The organism is Saccharopolyspora flava (genome assembly GCF_900116135.1).
Classification (GTDB): Bacteria; Actinomycetota; Actinomycetes; order Mycobacteriales; family Pseudonocardiaceae; genus Saccharopolyspora; species Saccharopolyspora flava.
In genome coordinates this window covers 1-19,277 of record NZ_FOZX01000009.1, presented here as the reverse complement: position 1 = coordinate 19,277, position 19,277 = coordinate 1, and the positions used below count along the sequence as shown (strand labels likewise).

Sequence of the window (19,277 nt, the reverse complement as noted above, 5' to 3'; positions counted from 1 at the left end):
CCGAGATCACGAAAAGGACGGGGGGATCAAGGAATACGGGTCCAGACCTTTAGAGTTGACAGAGTGGACGTAACTGTGACTCCGCTGCCGGGGCTCGGCACGCGCCAGGACTTCACCACCGGATCCGGTCACCGCGTCGGGGTGATCACCTACCGGGACGGCCGCTTCGAGCTGATCGTCTCCGACCACGAGGACCCGGACAAGGTCGCCGCCTCGGTGGAGCTGACCAGCACCGAGACCAGCACGCTGGCCGGGCTGCTGGGGGCTCCGCAGCTGGTGTCGAAGCTCTCCGAGCAGCAGCGGGAGGTCACCGGCGTGACCACCTGGCAGCTGCCGGTGCTCGCCGGGTCGCCCTACGCGGGACGCGAGCTGGGCGACACCGAGATGCGCACCCGCACCTCGGTGTCGATCGTCGCGGTCGTCCGCGACGGCGTCGTCCACCCGTCACCGCGGCCGGACTTCGTCTTCGCCTCCGGTGACCTGGTGGTCGTGGTCGGCACCGCCGACGGGTTGCGCGCGGCCGAGGAGATCCTCACCAGGGGGTGATCCGGATCGCGACCGTCACAACTCCATACGCAGGGAACACGCGAGAGGAAACACGGTGCACGACACGGCGATCTCCCTTATCGAGCTGGGAGCGGTGTTCTTCGGTCTCGGCATCCTCGGGAGGCTCGCGTGGAAGATCGGCATATCCCCGATCCCGCTGTACCTGCTGGGTGGAGTCGCGTTCGGCACCGGCGGTCTGATTCCGCTGCACGGCATCCAGCCGTTCACCCACATCGCCTCCGAGATCGGCGTGGTGCTCCTGCTGCTGTTGCTGGGCCTGGAGTACTCGGCGGGCGAACTCGTCACCGGGCTGCGCCGATCCTGGGTCGCCGGCCTGATCGACATCGTGCTCAACGCCGCGCCGGGCGCCTTAGTGGCGCTGGCGCTGGGCTGGGGGCCGATCGGGGCGCTGGCGATGGCCGGCGTCACCTACATCTCCTCGTCGGGCATCGTCGCCAAGGTGCTCGGCGATCTGGGCAGGCTCGGTAACCGCGAGACACCGGTGATCCTGTCGATCCTGGTCTTCGAAGACCTCGCGATGGCCGTCTACCTGCCGATCCTCACCGCCCTGCTGGCCGGGGTGAGCTTCATCGGCGGGCTCACCGCCGTCGGCGTCTCGCTGCTGGTGATCACCGTCGTGCTGGTGATCGCGCTGCGCTTCGGCAAGTACGTCTCGGCGATCGTGGACAGCCCCGACCCCGAGGTGTTCCTGCTGCGCCTGCTCGGCGCCGCGCTGCTGGTCGCCGGGCTGGCCTCGGAGCTGCAGGTCTCGGCCGCGGTCGGCTCGTTCCTGCTGGGCATCGCGATCTCCGGGTCCACCGCGCAGAACGCCACCCGGATGCTGGAGCCGCTGCGCGACCTGTTCGCCGCGGTGTTCTTCGTCGTCTTCGGCCTCAACACCGACCCGGAGCTGATCCCGCCGGTGCTGCCGATCGCCCTGGGCCTGGCCGTGCTGACCGTCGTGACGAAGGTGCTCACCGGCTGGATCGCGGCCCGCATGCAGGGCGTGGCGCGGATGGGCCGGCTGCGCGCGGGTGCGGCGCTGGTGGCGCGCGGCGAGTTCTCCATCGTCATCGCCGGTCTGGCGGTGTCCTCCGGTGCCGTCAACGGCCAGATGGCCGCCCTGTCCACCGCCTACGTGCTGCTGATGGCGATCCTCGGCCCGGTCGCGGCCCGCGTCGTGGAGCCGCTGGCCCGCGCGGTCCTGACCCGCAGGACGCAGGCCGCCTGAGAACCGCGAAAGCCGCGGTCGGGAGAGTTCCCGGCCGCGGCTTTCGGCGTTCTCGGAGCGTCACATGCCGACGATCTTGTACAGCGAGCTGATCTCCTGGCGGTTGAGCGGCCGGATGGCGCCCTGCCGCTCGGTGGTGAGCTGCACGTCGCCGATGCGGGTGCGCACCAGGCGCTGCACCGGGTGGCCGACGTGCTTGAGCAGGCGGCGCACGATGCGCTTGCGGCCCTCGTGCAGCACGACCTCCACCAGGGCGCGGTTCTGGTTCTGGTCGACCAGCTTGAAGCGGTCCACCTTCACCGGGCCGTCCTCGAGCTCCACGCCCGCCTTCAGCCGCTGCCCGAGGTCCTTCGGGATGGGGCCGAGCACCTCGGCCATGTAGGTCTTGCGGACCTTGTAGGACGGGTGCATCAGCCGGTTGGCGAGCTCGCCGTCGTTGGTGATCAGCAGCAGGCCCTCGGTGTCCTGGTCCAGGCGGCCCACGTGGAACAGCTTGCCCTGGCGTTCCCGCAGGTAGTCACCGATGCACGGGCGGCCCTTGTCGTCGGACATGGTGCACAGGATCCCGGCGGGCTTGTTCAGCAACAGGTGCGTCAGGTTGTTGTTGACCATGATGCGGCTGCCGTCGACGTGGATGACCGCGGTCTCCGGGTCGACGCGGCGGCCGAGCTCCATGACGACCTCGCCGTCGACCTCGATGCGTCCCTCGACGATCATCTCCTCGGCGGCTCGCCGCGACGCGACACCCGCCTGCGACAGCACCTTCTGCAACCGCACCCCCTCTTCGGAGGGGTGCTTCGCGGCACTGGACGGGGAACGGCGTTCAGACGTCATCGATCGAATCCACTTCGGGCAACAGGGGTGCGAGCGGCGGCAGGTCCTTGAGCGACGACAGCCCCAGCCGCTCCAGGAACAGCTCGGTCGTGCAGTACAGGATGCCGCCCGTCTCCGGGTCGGTGCCGGCCTCACCGATCAGGCCGCGCCCCACCAGGGTACGGATGACGCCGTCCACGTTCACACCCCGTACCGCCGCGACCTTGGAACGCGTCACCGGCTGCCGGTAGGCGATCACCGCGAGGGTCTCCAGCGCGGCCCGGGTCAGCTTGGTCCGCTGCCCGTCGAGCAGGTAGCGCTCGACGTAGGCCGCGTACTTCTCCCGCGAGTAGAACCGCCAGCCGTCGCCGACGTAGCGCAGGTCGATGCCGCGCTCGCTGTCCGCGTAGCCCTCGGACAACCGCCGCAGCGCCTCGCGGACCCGCCCCACGGGCTGCTCCAGGGTGTCGGCCAGCAGCTCCTCCCCCGCCGGCACGTCCACCACCAGCAGCAACGCCTCCAGGGCGGCGTCCAGCGCGGAGTCCTCGGTCAGGTCCGGAGCCCCCGAGGTCTCGACCTCGTCCTCCCCGGCGACGTCCGCGGTTTCGGTGGAACCCTCACCACTGCTCTCGGGAGGCGTGGTTTCCGCAGGCCCCGTCACCTCGTCGGGCGCCGGGGCGGGGGAAGCCTCAGCCGACACCTCGCCGTCGGTCTCGGGGGCTGGGGTTTCCGCGGAAACCTCGGATTCCTCGGCGGGCATCAGCCGTACTCCTCCTCTTCCTGATTGGCGCGCTGCGCCTCGGCCTCGGCCTGCGCTTCGGCGAGGCTGCCGCCGACCCAGGTGACCTGCAGCTCACCGAGCGGGCTGTCCTGCTCGAACTGCAGCACCTTCTCCCGGTACAGCTCCAGCAGCGCCAGGAACCGGGCCACCACCTCGACGGTGTGCCCGCAGTCCGACACCAGCTCGGTGAACGTCAGCGTGCCCTTCTCGGCCAGCCGCACCCGCAGCAGCGCCGCGTGCTCGCGCACCGAGACGCCGTGCTGGTGGATGTGGTCCAGCGACACCGTCGGCGGCGGCTTCGGCCGGAACACCGAGGCGGCGATCTCGGCGAACCGCTGCGGGTCGACGCCGATCACCACCTCCGGCAGCAGGTTCTCGTAGCGCTCCTCCACCGACACCGAGCGCGGGTAGCGCCGCAGCGCACCGGCCTCCAGCTCGCCGAACAGCGCCGCCACCTGCTTGTAGGCCCGGTACTGCAGCAGCCGCGCGAACAGCAGGTCGCGGGCCTCCAGCAGCGCCAGGTCGGCCTCGTCCTCGACCTCGGCGGCGGGCAGCAGCCGCGCGGCCTTGAGGTCCAGCAGCGTCGCGGCGACCACCAGGAACTCGGTGGTCTCGTCGAGGTCCCACTGCTCGCCGAGCGCGCGGGTGTAGGCGATGAACTCGTCGGTGACCTTGTGCAGCGCCACCTCGGTGACGTCGAGCTCGTGCGCCGAGATCAGCTGCAGCAGCAGGTCGAAGGGGCCCTCGAAGTTCTCCAGCCGCACCGTGAACTTGCCGTCACCGGACTGCTCCTCGGTGGCGGCTAACGACGAGTCCCGCTGCGCCGCGTCGACCCCGGCATCGGAGGACGCGAGTTCGGCCCCGGCGTCCGCGGGCGCGAGCTCGGCAACAGCGTCGGACGGTGCGGGTTGGGCGGCATCGGTCACTCGCCGGACTCCCGCAGGTGCCGGACCAGGACGGAGTCCGCACCGCGCTCGGTGAAGTCGTCGAGCAGCACCGCGATGGCCTCGCGCACGACGCGGCCGCGGTCCACGGCGATGCCGTGGTCCGCCCGCAACGCGAGCCGAGCCTGCTCCAAACCCAGCAACTCCTCGTCGGACACGTACACGGTGATCTTCGAATCGTGCTTGCGCCGACCCGAACCCGCCGTCCGCGACCGTCCCCGCTCCTCGACCGGGGCGGCCGGCTTCGGGTCCTCCTGCGGCGCCGAGACCTGATCCGTTCGGGAAACAGTAGTACGGAACAGTTCAGCCGCTCCGGGCAGGGCGACCCGACGCGTCATCGAGCGATCACCTCGCGGGCCAGCGCCCGGTAGGCCTGCGCACCGGCGGAGCGCGGCGCCCACCGGGTGATCGGCTCACCGGCGACCGTGGTCTCCGGGAACCGCACGGTCCGGTTGATCACCGAGTCGTAGACCACGTCGCCGAAGGCCTCCACGACGCGCTGCATGACCTCCCGCGAGTGCAGCGTGCGCGGGTCGAACATGGTGGCCAGTATTCCGCTGATCTCCAGCTTCGGGTTCAGCCGCTCGCGCACCTTCTCGATGGTGTCGATCAGCAGCGCCACCCCGCGCAGGCTGAAGAACTCGCACTCCAGCGGGATGATCACGCCGTCGGCGGCGGCCAGCGCGTTGACCGTCAGCAGGCCCAGCGAGGGCTGGCAGTCGACCAGGATGTAGTCGTACTCCTCGATCGACTGCCGCAGCACGCGCAGCAGCGTCTGCTCGCGGCCGACCTCGGTGACCAGCTGCACCTCGGCGGCCGACAGGTCGATGTTGCTGGGCAGCAGGTCCAGGCCCTCGACGGTGGTGCGGCGCACCACGTCGTCGACGGTGACCCCGCGCTCCATGATGACGTTGTAGATGGTCTGCTCGAGCTGGTGCGGCTGCACCCCGAGGCCGACAGAGAGCGCGCCCTGCGGGTCGAAATCCACCAGCAGCACCCGACGCCCGTGTTCGGCCAGCGCGGCACCGAGGTTGATCGTCGAGGTGGTCTTGCCGACACCGCCCTTCTGGTTGCACATCGCCAGCACCGACGCGGGACCGTGGTGGTCCAGCAGCGGCGGTTCCGGGATGTGGCGGAGCGGCCGACCGGTCGGGCCGAGACCCCGGCTGTCCTGGTTGTCGGCGTTGGCCTCAGGACCCGTGGTCTCGGGGGCGATGCTCAGGTCGACCGCGCCCCGAGGCCGCCGGGCGGCGGAAGGATGCGGCAACGACATGGCGATCTGACTCCTTCGGTACCGGTGGCGATCGATCGCAGCCTAAGTCGCTCAAACGAGCTGCGGCAACGTGCCTCGCCGTGGTGTCGGTAATTGGTTCGGTGGATGTTCTTGATTTTCCTGTGATGAAGATCTACCGCCTTCGTTGATCACGCGCATGCGCAAGTGGTGATCTCACCCCGAAAGGTGTGCGCGCGGGTGCGCGGTGGCGTAGACCTCCCGCAGCGTGTTGACGGTGACCAGCGTGTACACCTGCGTGGTGGTCACCGAGGCGTGCCCGAGCAGCTCCTGCACCACCCGCACGTCCGCGCCGCCCTCCACCAGGTGCGTGGCGAAGGAATGGCGCAGCACGTGCGGTGAGACGGTTTCGGCGATTCCCGCTCGTTGCGCGGCCGTTTTCAGCGCGTTCCACGCGCTCTGCCGGGAAAGTCCGGTCCCGCGCGAATTCAGGAACACCGCCGAACTGCCGCGCCCGCGCGCCACCAGCACCGGTCTGGCGCGCACCAGGTAGGCCTCCAGCACCTCCAGCGCGGGACGACCGATCGGCACCAGCCGCTGCCTGCCGCCCTTGCCGTCGAGCAGCACGGTCCGGTCGGTGCGGTCGATGTCGTCGACGTCGAGCCCCACCGCCTCGGAGATCCGCGCGCCCGTGGAGTACAGCAGCTCCAGCAGCGCGCGGTCCCGCAGCCCGCGCGGGTCGTCACCACCGGCGTGCTCCAGCAGCCGTCCCACGTCGTCCACCGACAGCGCCTTCGGCAGCCGCTTCGGCGGGCTCGGCGGCGCGACCTCGCGCGCCACGTCGACGGCGATGCGACCCTCGGCGTGGGCGAAGCGGTGCAGGCCCCGCGCGGCCACCAGCGCCCGCGCCGCCGAGGACGACGCCAGCGGCGGCCGTCCCTCGGCCCCTTCGCGCAGCTGCGCCAGGAACTCGGCCAGGTGCTCGGTGCGCACCTCGTCGAGCGCGGAAACGCCCTGCGCCGTCAGGAATTCCGCGTAGCGGCGCAGGTCGCGGGCGTAGGAGTCGAGGGTGCTGCGCGCGGTCCCGCGCTCGACCGCGAGGTGGTCGAGGTACTCGCCGACGGCGGAGCGCAGTCCCGCGGGCAGCGATTCGAAGCCCTTCACCGCGCGGCGAACCGCTGCGGCCGGTCGGCCCACTCGGCGTCGGCGGGCCGCGGGCTCGCGACGCCGTCGCGCACCGCCTGGGCGGCCAGCAGACCCGCCACCGCGGGACCGTTCACGATCTCCCCCGCCAGCGCCATCCGCACCGCCTCGGCCAGCGGGAACCGCTCGATGACCAGGTCCGCCTCCTCGTCGCCGACCGCGTCGGGGCGCTCCACCTCCGACAGGCCGGTGGCCAGGAACACCCGCACCACCTCGTCGGTGAACCCGGGCGAGGTGGCCACGTCGACCAGCACCGACCAGTCCTCGGCGGCCATCCCGGTCTCCTCGGCGAGCTCGCGCTGCGCGGTGCGCACCGGTTCCTCGCCGGGGGCGTCCATCAGGCCCGCAGGCAGCTCCCACAGGCGGCGGCCGATCGGGTACCGGTACTGGTGCACCAGCACGACCCGCCCCTGCTCGTCGATCGCGGCGACGGCCACCGCGCCGTAGTGCTCGACGACCTCTCTGCGCGCGTGCCCTCCGCCGGGCATGCCGACCTCGTCGGCGCGCAGCGCCAGGATCCGCCCGACGTAGACGTCCTCACTGGTCAGCGTGGTGAACTCGTGCTCTCCGTTGGTGCGCGCGACACCGGTACCCGTGGTCTCCACGTGCACCACCCTAGAGCCGATCGCCCGCGCGTGAAGCGGCCCGCACCGACGTGATCGCCGATGCGGGCCGCTTCACCGGGCAGGACTCACGCCCCGGCGGGCTCGGACTCCGGCTCGGTCACGGCCGGCTCCAGCTCCACCGGCAGCCGCTCGGCGGCGCGGTAGTCGATCGCCGCCTTCACGAACGCCGCGAACAGCGGGTGCGGGCGCGTCGGACGGCTCTTGAGCTCCGGGTGCGCCTGGGTGCCCACGAAGAACGGGTGGATGTCCCGGTCCAGCTCGACGAACTCGACCAGCCGGTCGTCCGGCGAGGTGCCGGAAAAGACCACGCCCGCCTTGCTGAGGCGGTCCCGGTAGGCGTTGTTGACCTCGTAGCGGTGCCGGTGCCGCTCGGCGACCTCGGTCGAACCGTAGGCCTCGGCGACCAGCGAGCCCTCGGCCAGCTTCGCCGGGTAGGACCCCAGCCGCATGGTGCCGCCCATGTCCCGGTCGCCCGAGATCACGTCGTGCTGGTCGGCCATCGTGCTGATCACCGGGTGCTGGCAGGGCTCCTCGAACTCGGTGGAGTTCGCCCGCTCCAGACCGGCCAGCGACCGCGCCGACTCGATCACCATGCACTGCAGTCCCAGGCACAGGCCGAGGATCGGGATGTTGTTGGTGCGCGCGTAGCGGATGGCGCCGAGCTTGCCCTCGATGCCGCGCACGCCGAACCCGCCCGGGATCAGCACGCCGTCGACCCCGGCCAGCGCCTGCGCGGCACCGGCGTCGGTCTCGCAGGTGTCCGAACCGACCCAGGAGATCTCCACCTTGGCGTGGTGGGCGAATCCGCCCGCCCGCAGCGCCTCGGTGACCGACAGGTAGGCGTCGGGCAGGTCGACGTACTTGCCGACCAGCGCGATGCGCACCCGCTCGGACGGGTTGTGCACCCGGTCCAGCAGGTCGCCCCACACCGACCAGTCGACGTCGCGGAACGGCAGCCCGAGCCTGCGCACCATGTAGGCGTCCAGACCCTCGCTGTGCAGCACCTTCGGGATGTCGTAGATCGACGGGGCGTCCGGGCAGGCCACCACGCCGTCGGTGTCGACGTCGCACATCAGCGCGATCTTGCGCTTGAGGTCGGCGGGCAGCTCGCGGTCGGCCCGGCACACCAGCGCGTCGGGCTGGATGCCGATGTTGCGCAGCGCCGCCACCGAGTGCTGGGTCGGCTTGGTCTTCAGCTCGCCCGACGGCGCCAGGTAGGGCACCAGCGAGACGTGCAGGAAGAAGCAGTTGTCGCGGCCCACGTCGTGGCGGACCTGGCGGCAGGCCTCCAGGAACGGCAGCGACTCGATGTCGCCGACGGTCCCGCCGACCTCGGTGATCACCACGTCCGGGGTGACACCGTTCTCGTCGGGCTCGGCCATGGCCCGGATGCGGGCCTTGATCTGATCGGTGATGTGCGGGATGACCTGCACCGTGTCACCCAGGTACTCGCCGCGGCGCTCCTTGGCGATGACCGCGGAGTACACCTGGCCGGTGGTGACGTTGGCGTTGCGGGTCAGATCGCGGTCCAGGAACCGCTCGTAGTGACCGATGTCCAGGTCGGTCTCCGCGCCGTCCTCGGTGACGAACACCTCACCGTGCTGGAAGGGGTTCATCGTCCCCGGATCGACGTTCAGGTAGGGGTCGAGCTTCTGCATGGTCACCCGCAGGCCGCGGGAGGTGAGCAGTTCGCCCAGGCTGGACGCCGTGAGCCCCTTACCCAACGAAGAGGCGACGCCCCCCGTTACGAAAACGTGCTTGATAGTGCGTGCTTGCGGCACCAAGAAAAGCTCCCCGTGGTCAAGCCGTCGCCTGGCTGGATTTCTGCGCTGGCAGGACGGCTGGATCCGTCGCTCCCACGGAATTCCAGCCTAACGCACGGCGGTCGGACCCCGCACCGAGACCCGCCTTACGCGAAAACGGCGAACCGGCCGGGTCAACCGCCATCCGGCGGCCTTCCGGCCGGTTCGCCGTGACGTCTCGCCGAACGGGGCGGGACCAGGCGTGACTCCGCGGGTTACGAGTCGCCGCGGGTGCCCGGCACGGGCCCCTGAGCGCTGCTGGCCACACCGTAGTGCCCGCTCTGCCGGTCCGCCTGCTCGCGGGCGGCCAGCACCACCGCGACGCGGCCCGCCCCGGTCTCGGCGTTGTCCACGGTCGACAGCGCCGACGCCATCGCCGGGTCGGCCCGCGCCACCCCGACCGCGCCGCGACCGTCGGCGGAGCCGTGGGCGCCCGCCAGTACCGCTCCCTGACCGGACCGGTCGATCTGGGTGGCGAAGCGCGCCAGCGCGGTGGCCTCGTCCGCGGCGTTGTCGCCGTCGAGGCGACCGCCGGTGAGCACCACCGCCAGCTGGGCGGGGCGCAGCCCCTCGGACGCGGTCGCGTAGCCGCCGCCCGCCAGGCCCGACAGCGCCGCGGCACGCGCGTCGTCGGCGGCCTGCGGCTGGCCGGTCTCCGGGTTGACCAGCGTCAACGGGCCGATCAGGCCACCGGCGAGGGTGCCCGGGTCGGCGGCGGTGGGCAGCTGGACCCCGGCGGGCAGCAGCTGGGTGACCACGCCGCGCAGCTGGTCGGTGCGCTCCGGGTCGGTCAGCGCCTCGCCGAGGCGGACCTCGCCGGTGACGTCGGCGCCGGAGTCGCGCAGCAGCTTCGCCATCCCCTCGCGGCGGGCGTCGTCCACCTCGGGGGAGCTGATCAGCACGACGCTGCGGCCGGTGAGCTGGCCCTGCACGGCCAGCGGCGCCACGGTCGTGTCGAACCGGTCGGCGGCGTCGGCCTGGGCCTTGTACCGCGCGCTCTCGGCGCTGAGCTGATCGACCTGGTCCTGCAGCTGCTGCTTCTCCCCGCCGACGGACTTGAGCAGGCCCTCGCTGACCGAGCTGGTGCCCAGCACCACGCCCACGGCCAGCGCGAGGAACACCGCGGCGATCGAGACGATGTGGTAGCGCATGGTGATCACGAGAACAGCTCCTTGAAGTACGCCGAGACGACGCCGGCGGTGTCGGCCAGCTGGTCGGCGACCGCGGCTCCGAGCCCGGACACCAGCAGCGCCACGACGATGACCGCCAGCACGGCCAGCACCAGCAGCACCACCGCCGACATCGGCGTGCGGCTGCGCTGCAGGGTGGCGACCGCGGCGCCGTCGATGACCTTGCTGCCGAGGCGCAGCCGGGTCAGGAACGTCGACGGGTTGGAGCCGGAGCGGCCGCGGTCGAGGAACTCGCTGAGGGTGGCCTGGAACCCGACGGTGACGACCAGGTCGGCCTTGTGCGCGTCGGCCAGCAGCAGCGCCAGGTCCTCGGGGTTGCCGGAGGCGGGGAAGGTCAGCGCGCCCACGCCGAGGTCCTGGATGCGCTCCAGCCCGGGCGCGTGCCCGTCCAGGTGGGCGGGGATGACCAGTTCCGCGCCGCAGCGCAGCGTCTCGGTGCTCACGGTGTCCGGGGCGCCGACGATGACGCTCGGCTTGTACCCGGCGCGGTGCAGGGCGTCGGCACCGCCTTCGACGCCGATGAGCACCGGCTTGTACTCGCGGATGTAGCGCTTGAGGCGGCGCAGGTCGTCGGCGTGGCCGTACCCGGGCGCGACCACCAGCGCCTGCCTGCCCTCCAGGGAGCCGGTCAGCTCGGGCACGCCGATGCCGTCGAGGATCAGCGTGCGCTCGGTGCGCAGGAACTCGATGGTGTTGGCCGAGAACGCCTCCAGCTGGGTGGACATCCCGGCCTTGGCCTCGATGAGCTGGTCGGCGATCGAGTTGGTGTCCTGCTCGACGCCGCGCCCGAGCTCGCGGTCGCCGGCGAACACGCCGCCCTCGTGCAGGCGGATCTTCGCGCCGTCCTTGACCTGGTTGAGGATGTCGTTGCCGACGCCGTCGATGAGCGTCACCCCGGCGGCCAGCAGCACCTCGGGACCGAGGTTCGGGTAGCGCCCGGAGATCGACGGGGCCGCGTTGACCACCCCGATCACCCCGGCCGCCACCAGCGCTTCCGCGCTGCGGCGGTCCAGGTCGGCGTGGTCGATCACCGCGATGTCGCCGGTGCGGATCCGGCGCGGCAGATCACCCGAGCGGCGCTCCACCCGGGCGACCCCGGCGAGACCGGGCAGCTCCTCCTGCTGTCGAGTCAGCAGTCCGCTGATTTTCATGCGCCGATGGTGACAAACCCACCACCGAACGTGTCCGCGCCACGCCGCAACCCACTGCACCATCTACCGCAAAGAAAGAACCGCCATTCAGCACAAAGAACCACCGTCAGGCAAGCACCGAAGGTGCTTTCGCAGTACCCCACCTAAGGCACTGGCACCGCCGCGGGTTCTGAGCGGCTCTCTGGGGAGGACAGCCGACGTGTCGTGTATTGGCATACATAAGCCTCGGATCCCGGAGCCAGAGAGCCGCTCAGGTTCCGCTACCCGCACCGCCAAGCAAAAAGACCACAGAGTAGTTGATCTTTAAGACGAAGCACCTACTTCCGACCGCCCTTGGACTTACGGCCGAATTTCTCCTGGGTGAGCTTGTAGGTGTTAGCAGTCTCCAAAAGCTCCTCGGCGTGCGCCCGCCCGGTCTCGGTCGAATCCATCCCCGCCAACATCCGAGCCAGCTCCACAACCCGCCGCTCATCGGCGACCAGCCGCACGTCGCTCTTGGTGAGCCCGCCGTCGACCTGCCCCTTGTCCACCACCAGGTGCCGGTCGGCGAAGGCCGCGACCTGCGGGAGGTGGGTGACCACGATGACCTGGTGGGTGCGGGCCAGTCTCGCCAGCCGCCGGCCGATTTCGACGGCGGCGCGGCCGCCGACACCGGCGTCGACCTCGTCGAAGACCAGCGTGGGAACCGTGTCGGCGTCGGCGAGCACGACTTCCAGCGCCAGCATGACGCGGGAGAGCTCACCGCCCGAGGCACCCTTGTGGATCGGCAGCGCGGGCGCGCCGGAGTGCGCGACGAGCTGCAGCTCGACCTCGTCGACCCCGTCCGGCCCGGCGTGCAGAGTCCGGCCGTCGACCGGCAGCCCGTTCGGGTCGCCCTCCTCGGCGTCCTTGGGGTGCACCAGGACCTGCAGCTTGGCCTGCGCCATGGCCAGCCCGGACAGCTCCTCGGAGACGGCCTCGGCGAGCCGCACCGCCGCTTCGGCGCGGGCGGCGCTGAGCGCCTGGGCGTGCTCGGCGAGTTCCACGGCGAGCTCGTCGCGGCGGGCCGCCAGCGCGGCCAGCGCCTCCTCCGAGGTGTCCATCCCGGACAGCCGGGAGCGGGCGTCCTCGGCCCAGGCCAGAACGCCGTCGACGTCGGCCGCGTACTTCTTGGTGAGCTGCTTGAGCTCGGCCTGCCGCGCGAGCACCTGCTCCAGGCGAGCCGGGTCGGCGTCGAGCCGGTCTAGGTAGGCGCCCAGTTCCCCGCCCACGTCGGAGAGCACCGCGACGGCCTCGGCCACCCGCGGCTCCAGCTCCCGCAGGGCCGGGTCCTCCGAGGACGACAGCCTGCGCGCGGCCTCCCCGATCAGCCCGATCGCGCCCGGGGCCTCCGGGTCGCCGTCGGCGGAACCGGACAGCGCGTGCTGGGCCCCGGCGGCGATCTCCCGCAGCTGGTCGACGTCGGCGAGCCGCCGTGCCTCGTCCACCAGCGAGACGTCCTCGCCCGCTTCGGGGTTGACGGCTTCGATCTCCGCGAGACCGTGCCGCAGCATGTCGGCCTCGCGGGACAGCTCGCGGGAGCGCTCGGTGCGCTCGGTGAGCTCACGCACCGCCTCGGCCCACTCGGCGCGCACCCGCTGGTAGTCGGCCAGGACGTGCAGCACGGGCTCCCCGGCGAACCGGTCCAGCACCGCGCGCTGCTCCCCCGGGCGCAGCAGCCGCAGCTGGTCGTTCTGCCCGTGCACCGCCAGCACCTGCTCGGACAGCTCCGAGAGCACGCCGTTGGGCACCGAGCGGCCGCCCAGGTGCGCGCGGGAACGGCCGTCGGAGGTGACCGTGCGCAGCGCGATGAGGCTTCCGTCGTCATCGGGTTCGGCACCGGCGTCCCCGGCGACCTTCGCCGCCGGCGAGTCCGGGGTCGTCGCGAAACGTCCCTCCACGACGGCCCGCTGCGCACCGGCGCGCACGCGCGAGGCGTCGGCCCTGCCACCGCTGAGCAGGTGGAGGCCGGTGACCACCATCGTCTTGCCCGCGCCCGTCTCACCCGTGACCACGGTCAGGCCGGCGTGCAGTGCGAGCGTGGCGTCGTCGATGACGCCCAGTCCCTGGATACGCATCTCCGCCAACACACACAGCACCCTATCGGCACCGAGGCCCGCGACACGCCCCACTGCGGTGATCGCCACCGAAATCGTTAGACAGTGTGTTCGAGCCTCGGGCCTTCGAGCCCGGGGTGTTCGAGCCGCGACCTACTCGGCCGGACCGCGCCACCCCTGGACCGGGAGCTCGAACTTGCGCACCAGCCGGTCGGTGAACGACGTGTCGTGCAGCCGCACCAGCCGGATCGGCGTCGACCCGCCGACGACCTCCACCCGGGCACCCGGGGGCAGGTCGAACTGCCGCTGCCCGTCGCAGCACAGCACGGCGTGATGACCGTGCTGGTCGATCTCCATGGCCACCAGCGAATCCCGCGACACCACCAGCGGTCCGGCGAACAGCGCGTGCGCGTTGCTCGGCACCACCAGCAGCGCCTGCACGTCCGGCCACACGACCGGGCCGCCTGCGGAGAACGCGTAGGCGGTCGAGCCGGTCGGCGTCGAGCACAGCACGCCGTCGCAGCCGAACGCCGACACCGGGTGCCCGTCGACCTCGACGACCACGTCGAGGATGCGCTCCCGGCTGCTCTTCTCCACGCTCGCCTCGTTGAGCGCCCACGTGCCGGCGACCTTCTCGCCGTTGACCGTGGCGGTGACCTCCAGGGTCATCCGCTCGTCCACGTGGTACCGGGACTCCACGACCGCGGCGATCGCCTCGTCCAGCGCGTCGGAGTCGGCACCGGCCAGGAACCCGACCCGTCCCAGGTTGACCCCGAACAGCGGCACCCCGGCGGGTCTGGCCAGCTCCGCGGCGCGCAGCAGCGTGCCGTCACCGCCGAGCACCAGGACCAGCTCGGTGCCCACGGCGGGGTTCTCGTCCGGTCCGGTGACCTCGCAGGCGCTGTTGCGCAGCTCGTCGGCCTCACCGGCCAGCGCGCGCACCGCGATCCCCGCGTCGAGCAGACGACCGGCGACCTTCTCCGCTGTGCGCAGGTTCTGCTCCCTGCCGGTGTGCACCACCAGCAGCACCCGTCGGGTCAACTCCCACTCCCTTGCCGGGGCGATTTCCTGGTCGAGTTCTGCGGTCCCCGCTCGACGGCGTCGGCCACCAGGCGTTCCGCGCGGTCGTGGTCGGGGTCGGTTCCGGGGCGCAGCCAGACGAAGTACTCGACGTTGCCGGACGGTCCCGGCAGCGGGCTGGCCACCACGTCGCGCAGCCCGAGCCCGTGCTCGGCGGCGAAGTCGATCACCTCGAGGACGGCCTCGGCGCGCAGCTGCGGATCCCGGACCACTCCACCCGAGCCTAGCCGTTGTTTGCCCACCTCGAACTGCGGTTTCACCATCAGCGCAAGATCGGCGGAGTCGCTGGAGCAGGCGACCAGGGCGGGCAGCACGAGCTTGAGCGAGATGAACGACAGGTCGGCGACCACCAGGTCCACCTCACCGCCGATGTCCTCGGGCGTGAGCGCCCGGACGTTGGTGCGGTCGTGGATGCGCACCCGCTCATCGGTCTGCAACTTCCACACCAGCTGCCCGTAGCCCACGTCCGCGGCCACGACCTCGCGGGCCTCGCGGCGCAGCAGCACGTCGGTGAACCCGCCGGTGGAGGCACCCGCGTCCAGGCAGCGCTTGCCCGCCACCGACAGACCGCCGGGCTCGAAGGCCTCCAGCGCACCGATCAGCTTGTGGGCGCCGCGCGACGCCCAGCCGGGGTCGTCGACGTCCTCGGTGACCAGCACCGGGGCGTCGATCTCCACCGCCGTGGCCGACTTGCGCGCCACCATCCCGCGCACCGTCACCCGGCCCGCGGCGACGAGCTCTCCGGCGTGTTCCCGGGATCGGGCCAGTCCGCGCCGAACCAGTTCGGCGTCCAGGCGCGCCTTGCGAGGCACTTCGTCAACTCCGAGGGGTGTTCTGGGACTGCAGGTGGTCGGCCTTCGACAAGGCCTCGGTCAACGCGCTGTGCACGTTCTCGAACCGCTGGACGTGCTCGGCGACGGGCTGCTCGCGCACCTCGTCGAGCTCCGACATCGCCGCGGAGATCGCGTCGATCGCCGACTGCCCGTCGTCGGCCTGGCGGGCCAGCATCGCCGGGTTCGGCGCCTGCTGCTGCCACGGAGAGGTCATGGGCGGGTTCTCCCCTCGATCACCGGACGCCGGTCCTCGGGCCCGCGTCGTTCGGCAACCGCGCGATCGCCGCGCGGCACCGCCCTCACGCTAGCCGAACGGTCCGCGTCGTTCTCGTCAGGTCAGTCGATCTCCAGCGCCCGCAGCGCGGCGCGCGCGGCGTCGTCGGTGCCGACGACCTCCACCGGACCGGACCCGGCCGCCCACCACGCCGCGCACAGCGCGCGCAGGGCGCCGAGCTCGTCGCCGTCGCCGCGCGCCGACAGCTCCAGCCCGCTGCCGACCGACACCGACCAGGCCGGCTGCTCGGCGATGGCCACCTCGGAGGCGGGCGCGTGCAGGCCGCGCAGGTCGACCGACACGTTGTCGGCCCGCTCCTCCGGGATCGCCTCCAGCAGATCGCGGGGCGTGTTGACGCCGGTCAGCACCATCAGCGACGGCATCCCGGCCTTGACCGCGCCCGCGATGTCGGTGTCGAGCCGGTCGCCGACCATCAGCGGCTCGGCGCCACCGGCCGAGGACACCGCGCGGTCCAGCAGCGGTCGTTCCGGCTTGCCGGCCACGACCGGGTCCTGGTCGGTGGCCGCGCGCAGCAGCTCCACCAGCGACCCGTTTCCGGGCAGCAGGCCCCGCTCGGTCGGCAGGGTGCGGTCGGCGTTGCACGCCACCCACAGCGCCCCGTCGCGGATCGCCAGGCACGCCTCGGCGAAGTCGCCGTAGGTCAGCTCGTTGAACAGGCCCTGCACCACCGCCACCGGCTCGTCGGCGAACGCGCGCACCGACACCAGACCGAGCGCGTCCACTTCGGACTCCAGCGCGGGCGAACCCACGACCAGCACCCGCGACCCGGCGGGCAGCTTCTCGGCGAGCACCGCCGCGCCCGCCTGGGCGCTGGTGCTCACCTCGCTGCGCTCGGCGGCCAGCCCGAGCCCGATCAGGTGATCCACGACCGCCTGATCGGGCTTGGAGGCGTTGTTGGTGACGTAGCGGACCCGGACGCCGGCCTCGTGCACGCGCTCGATCGACTCCAGCGCGTGCGGGACCAGTTCACCGCCCCGGTAGACCGTGCCGTCCAGATCGAGCAGCACTACGTCGTGCTGGTCCAGCAGGGTGCCGCTCATCGCGCCTGCGAGCCTCCTTCGGCCGCAGACCCGGTGACGTTCTCACCGTCCTCGTCGGCCGCGGCGGTCTCATCATCGAGCTCGTCGTCCTCGGAGTCCAGGTCGTCGGCGAGAGGGTTCTCGTCCGCTTCGTCCTCGTCGTCGATCTCGGCGGCCGCCTCGGCCTCGGTGACCAGTTCCTCGACGACCTCCGGGCCACCGATCTGCACCGCGAGCTCCTCTAGGCGCTCCGGCGCGTCGGTCTCCTCCTCGTCGTCCGCGTGCGCGGCGTGCACGAACCAGGTGAACGCGTCCCGCTCGCGGCCCGCCGCCAGCAGGTTGTCGGCGTAGGCGTAGAACAGCCGGGCGCTCCACGGCTCCTGGCGCTTCGGGTCCAGCTCCGGGATCTGCAGGCTCACCACGGAGGCGTCGATCTCGTCGAGGTCGCGGCGCGCACCGGCGGCCACGATCCGCAGCTCGATCTCGTCCTCCTTGTCGAGCTGCAGCGCCTCCTCGCTGCGCACCAGCTCGATCGCCCGCTCCGGACGACCCAGCGCCCGCTCGCAATCGGCCATGATCGCCAGGTGACCGGGACCGCCGCCCATCCGGCGCGCGGCGCGCAGCTCGGACAGCGCCTCGTTCCACTCACCGGTCAGGTACGCGGTGAGACCGTTGGCCTCGCGCACCGACGGGATCCGGGCCGCCTTCTGCCGCGCGAAGCGGGCGTGCTCCAGGGCGCGCTCCGGCTCCTCGTCGATCAGCTGGCCGGCGGCGACCAGGTGCTGCGCGACCTTCTCGGCAGCGCCCTTGGGCAACGACAGCAGCTCGCGGCGGATCTCCGGGTCCAGCTCGGACGGGTCGACGCCCTCCTCCGGCAGCGCCGGCTCGACGGGCTTCGGAGCCTCGTCGTCCTTGCGGCGGTCGGGACGGCGGTCGTCGTCGCGCTTGAAGCCGCCCTTCTTGAACCCGTCCTTCTTGAAGTCGTCGCGCCGCCCACCCCGGTCGTCGCGGTTGCGGTTGTCCCGCCGGTCGTCCCGACCCCGATCGTCACGACGGGGACGGTCGTCCCGGTTGCGGTGGTCGCGATCGTCCCGGCGGGGACGGTCGTCGCGGCGGAAGCCGCCGCGGTCGTTCCTGTCGTTGCGGTAGCCGCCCCGGTTGTCGCGCCGGTCATCGCGACCGCGGTCATCGCGGCGCGGGCGGTCGTCGCGGCGGTAACCGCCGCGGTCGTCGCGATTGCGGTCGTCGCGGTAACCGCCGCCTCGGTTGTCCCGGCGGTCGTCACGGCGATCGTCGCGCCGGAAGTCGTCGCGACCGCCACGGCGGTCATCCCGGCCCCGGTCGTCCCGGCGGAAGCCCCCGCGGTCGTCGCGGTTGCGGTCGTTGCGGAATCCGCCCCGGTTGTCGCCACCCCGGTTGTCGCGCCGGAAGTCACCGCCGCGATTGTTGTCCCGGCGGTCGTCGCGACGGAAGTCGCCGCCCCGACGGTCGTCGCGGCCCCGGTCATCGCGACGGAAGTCGTCGCGGCGCGGACGGTCGTCCCTGCGGAAGCCGCCGCGGTCATCGCGCGGGCCCCGGTTGTCCCGGTCGCCCCGGTAGCCGCCGCGATCGTTCCTGTCGTTGCGGTAGCCGCCCCGGTCGTCCCGGCGGTCGTTGCGGGGGCCGCCGCGGTTGTCGCGGTCGTTGAAGCGGCGCTGACCGCCGTCGTTGTCACGACGCGGGCCGCCGTAGGAGCCGCGCCCCTGGGAGTTGCCGCCCGGCTTGCGGTCGTAGTTGCCGCGACCGCCCTGGCCACTGCGGCCGGCACCGGCCCCGCGGCGAGGACCGCCGCGCTTGTCGTCGGAACCGGACACCGAACCTCCTGAGAAAGAAAAGCCACAAGATCCAGCCGAGGAAGCACTCCCCGGCTGAGCGCGTCCGGTACCGCGGGGTCTTGATCGACCACCTGCGCTCGCACCATCATCCGAGCCCCGAGTTGGGGGCTGAACAGCCACGACCGAACCGCCTTCCCCAAATCGTACAGCTCGCCGACGCGCTCCGAGCCTCCGGGACCACGCGCTGAGAGCCGAACGACAAAAAACGGGGCCGGTAGAAGTTGCCTTCTACCGGCCCCGTCTCAAGGAATGTGTCGGCGGTGTCTTACTCTCCCACACCCTAGCGAGTGCAGTACCATCAGCGCTGGGGAGCTTAGCTACCGGGTTCGGAATGGGACCGGGCGGACCCTCCCCGCCATCGCCACCGACAACCCTCGTTCCCACGAACCCGCGGGAAAAACCAAAGGGCGCCAACTGCGTTGACACACAATATTCTGGAATCAACAACCCATAGGTTGTTGTCTCAGACATCGTATAGTGGGTGCGTAACACCTTCGTGAGCAAGTCCTCGGCCTATCAGCACCGGTCAGCTCCACACATTACTGCGCTTCCACATCCGGCCTGTCAACCCGGTCATCTACCG

General features: G+C 71.5%; 18 protein-coding genes and 2 rRNA genes. 2 read left to right on the top strand and 18 right to left on the bottom strand.

The features are described 5' to 3' along the window. Positions 1-63 precede the first annotated feature (63 nt). Positions 64-546, top strand: coding sequence for a cation:proton antiporter regulatory subunit (locus BM424_RS22285; protein WP_093421448.1), 483 nt, complete (start codon positions 64-66; stop codon positions 544-546). Positions 547-601: 55 nt separating this feature from the next. Next, entirely contained in the window at positions 602-1,777 is a 1,176-nt protein-coding gene (locus BM424_RS22280) for a cation:proton antiporter (RefSeq protein WP_093421446.1), read from the top strand. 60 nt (positions 1,778-1,837) lie between these two features. On the opposite strand, the gene BM424_RS22275 is transcribed toward BM424_RS22280, so the two are convergent. From BM424_RS22275 to BM424_RS22190, 18 genes are all read right to left on the bottom strand, one after another. Next, the gene (locus BM424_RS22275) at positions 1,838-2,611 is read right to left on the bottom strand and encodes a pseudouridine synthase (protein ID WP_093421443.1); all 774 of its coding nucleotides are present in this window, start codon (positions 2,609-2,611) and stop codon (positions 1,838-1,840) included. After that, on the bottom strand, positions 2,601-3,350 hold the full coding sequence (gene scpB / locus BM424_RS22270; RefSeq protein ID WP_175548214.1) for an SMC-Scp complex subunit ScpB: 750 nt from the start codon (positions 3,348-3,350) through the stop codon (positions 2,601-2,603). Before scpB ends, BM424_RS22275 begins: the two co-directional genes overlap by 11 nt. Further along, entirely contained in the window at positions 3,350-4,297 is a 948-nt protein-coding gene (locus BM424_RS22265) for a segregation and condensation protein A (protein ID WP_175548213.1), read from the bottom strand. Before BM424_RS22265 ends, scpB begins: the two co-directional genes overlap by 1 nt. Next, complete coding sequence (locus tag BM424_RS22260; protein ID WP_093421441.1) at positions 4,294-4,653, bottom strand: hypothetical protein; 360 nt, start codon at positions 4,651-4,653, stop codon at positions 4,294-4,296. The genes BM424_RS22265 and BM424_RS22260 overlap by 4 nt, the downstream gene beginning before the upstream one ends. Next, positions 4,650-5,588, bottom strand: coding sequence for a ParA family protein (locus BM424_RS22255; RefSeq protein ID WP_093421438.1), 939 nt, complete (start codon positions 5,586-5,588; stop codon positions 4,650-4,652). The genes BM424_RS22260 and BM424_RS22255 overlap by 4 nt, the downstream gene beginning before the upstream one ends. A gap of 174 nt (positions 5,589-5,762) precedes the next feature. Further along, positions 5,763-6,710, bottom strand: a complete 948-nt coding sequence (xerD, locus tag BM424_RS22250; protein ID WP_093421953.1) for a site-specific tyrosine recombinase XerD — start codon at positions 6,708-6,710, stop codon at positions 5,763-5,765. Next, on the bottom strand, positions 6,707-7,354 hold the full coding sequence (locus BM424_RS22245) for an NUDIX domain-containing protein (RefSeq protein ID WP_425442051.1): 648 nt from the start codon (positions 7,352-7,354) through the stop codon (positions 6,707-6,709). Before BM424_RS22245 ends, xerD begins: the two co-directional genes overlap by 4 nt. Positions 7,355-7,440: 86 nt before the next feature. Continuing rightward, a complete protein-coding gene (locus BM424_RS22240; protein ID WP_425442057.1) occupies positions 7,441-9,156 on the bottom strand; it encodes a CTP synthase in 1,716 nt (571 codons plus the stop codon). Positions 9,157-9,392: 236 nt separating this feature from the next. Next, positions 9,393-10,337, bottom strand: a complete 945-nt coding sequence (locus BM424_RS22235; RefSeq protein WP_093421431.1) for a copper transporter — start codon at positions 10,335-10,337, stop codon at positions 9,393-9,395. Then, positions 10,334-11,518 carry a putative cytokinetic ring protein SteA gene (steA, locus tag BM424_RS22230; RefSeq protein WP_093421428.1) on the bottom strand — a complete coding sequence of 395 codons (1,185 nt, stop codon included), beginning with the start codon at positions 11,516-11,518 and terminating at the stop codon, positions 10,334-10,336. The genes BM424_RS22235 and steA overlap by 4 nt, the downstream gene beginning before the upstream one ends. Positions 11,519-11,835: 317 nt before the next feature. Continuing rightward, on the bottom strand, positions 11,836-13,614 hold the full coding sequence (gene recN, locus BM424_RS22225) for a DNA repair protein RecN (protein WP_139274133.1): 1,779 nt from the start codon (positions 13,612-13,614) through the stop codon (positions 11,836-11,838). Positions 13,615-13,746: 132 nt separating this feature from the next. After that, complete coding sequence (locus BM424_RS22220) at positions 13,747-14,634, bottom strand: NAD kinase (RefSeq protein ID WP_093421423.1); 888 nt, start codon at positions 14,632-14,634, stop codon at positions 13,747-13,749. Further along, complete coding sequence (locus BM424_RS22215; RefSeq protein ID WP_093421421.1) at positions 14,631-15,485, bottom strand: TlyA family RNA methyltransferase; 855 nt, start codon at positions 15,483-15,485, stop codon at positions 14,631-14,633. Before BM424_RS22215 ends, BM424_RS22220 begins: the two co-directional genes overlap by 4 nt. Before the next feature lie 4 nt (positions 15,486-15,489). Further along, positions 15,490-15,720: a hypothetical protein gene (locus tag BM424_RS22210; protein ID WP_093421418.1), complete on the bottom strand. Its 231-nt coding sequence runs from the start codon at positions 15,718-15,720 to the stop codon at positions 15,490-15,492. 122 nt (positions 15,721-15,842) lie between these two features. Then, a complete protein-coding gene (locus BM424_RS22205) occupies positions 15,843-16,841 on the bottom strand; it encodes an HAD-IIA family hydrolase (protein WP_093421414.1) in 999 nt (332 codons plus the stop codon). Then, on the bottom strand, positions 16,838-18,673 hold the full coding sequence (locus BM424_RS29575) for a tetratricopeptide repeat protein (protein ID WP_245776047.1): 1,836 nt from the start codon (positions 18,671-18,673) through the stop codon (positions 16,838-16,840). Before BM424_RS29575 ends, BM424_RS22205 begins: the two co-directional genes overlap by 4 nt. 273 nt (positions 18,674-18,946) lie before the next feature. Then, positions 18,947-19,063, bottom strand: a 5S ribosomal RNA gene (gene rrf, locus BM424_RS22195). A 127-nt stretch (positions 19,064-19,190) separates the two neighbouring features. Continuing rightward, positions 19,191-19,277 (bottom strand): 23S ribosomal RNA (locus BM424_RS22190); the annotation flags it as partial.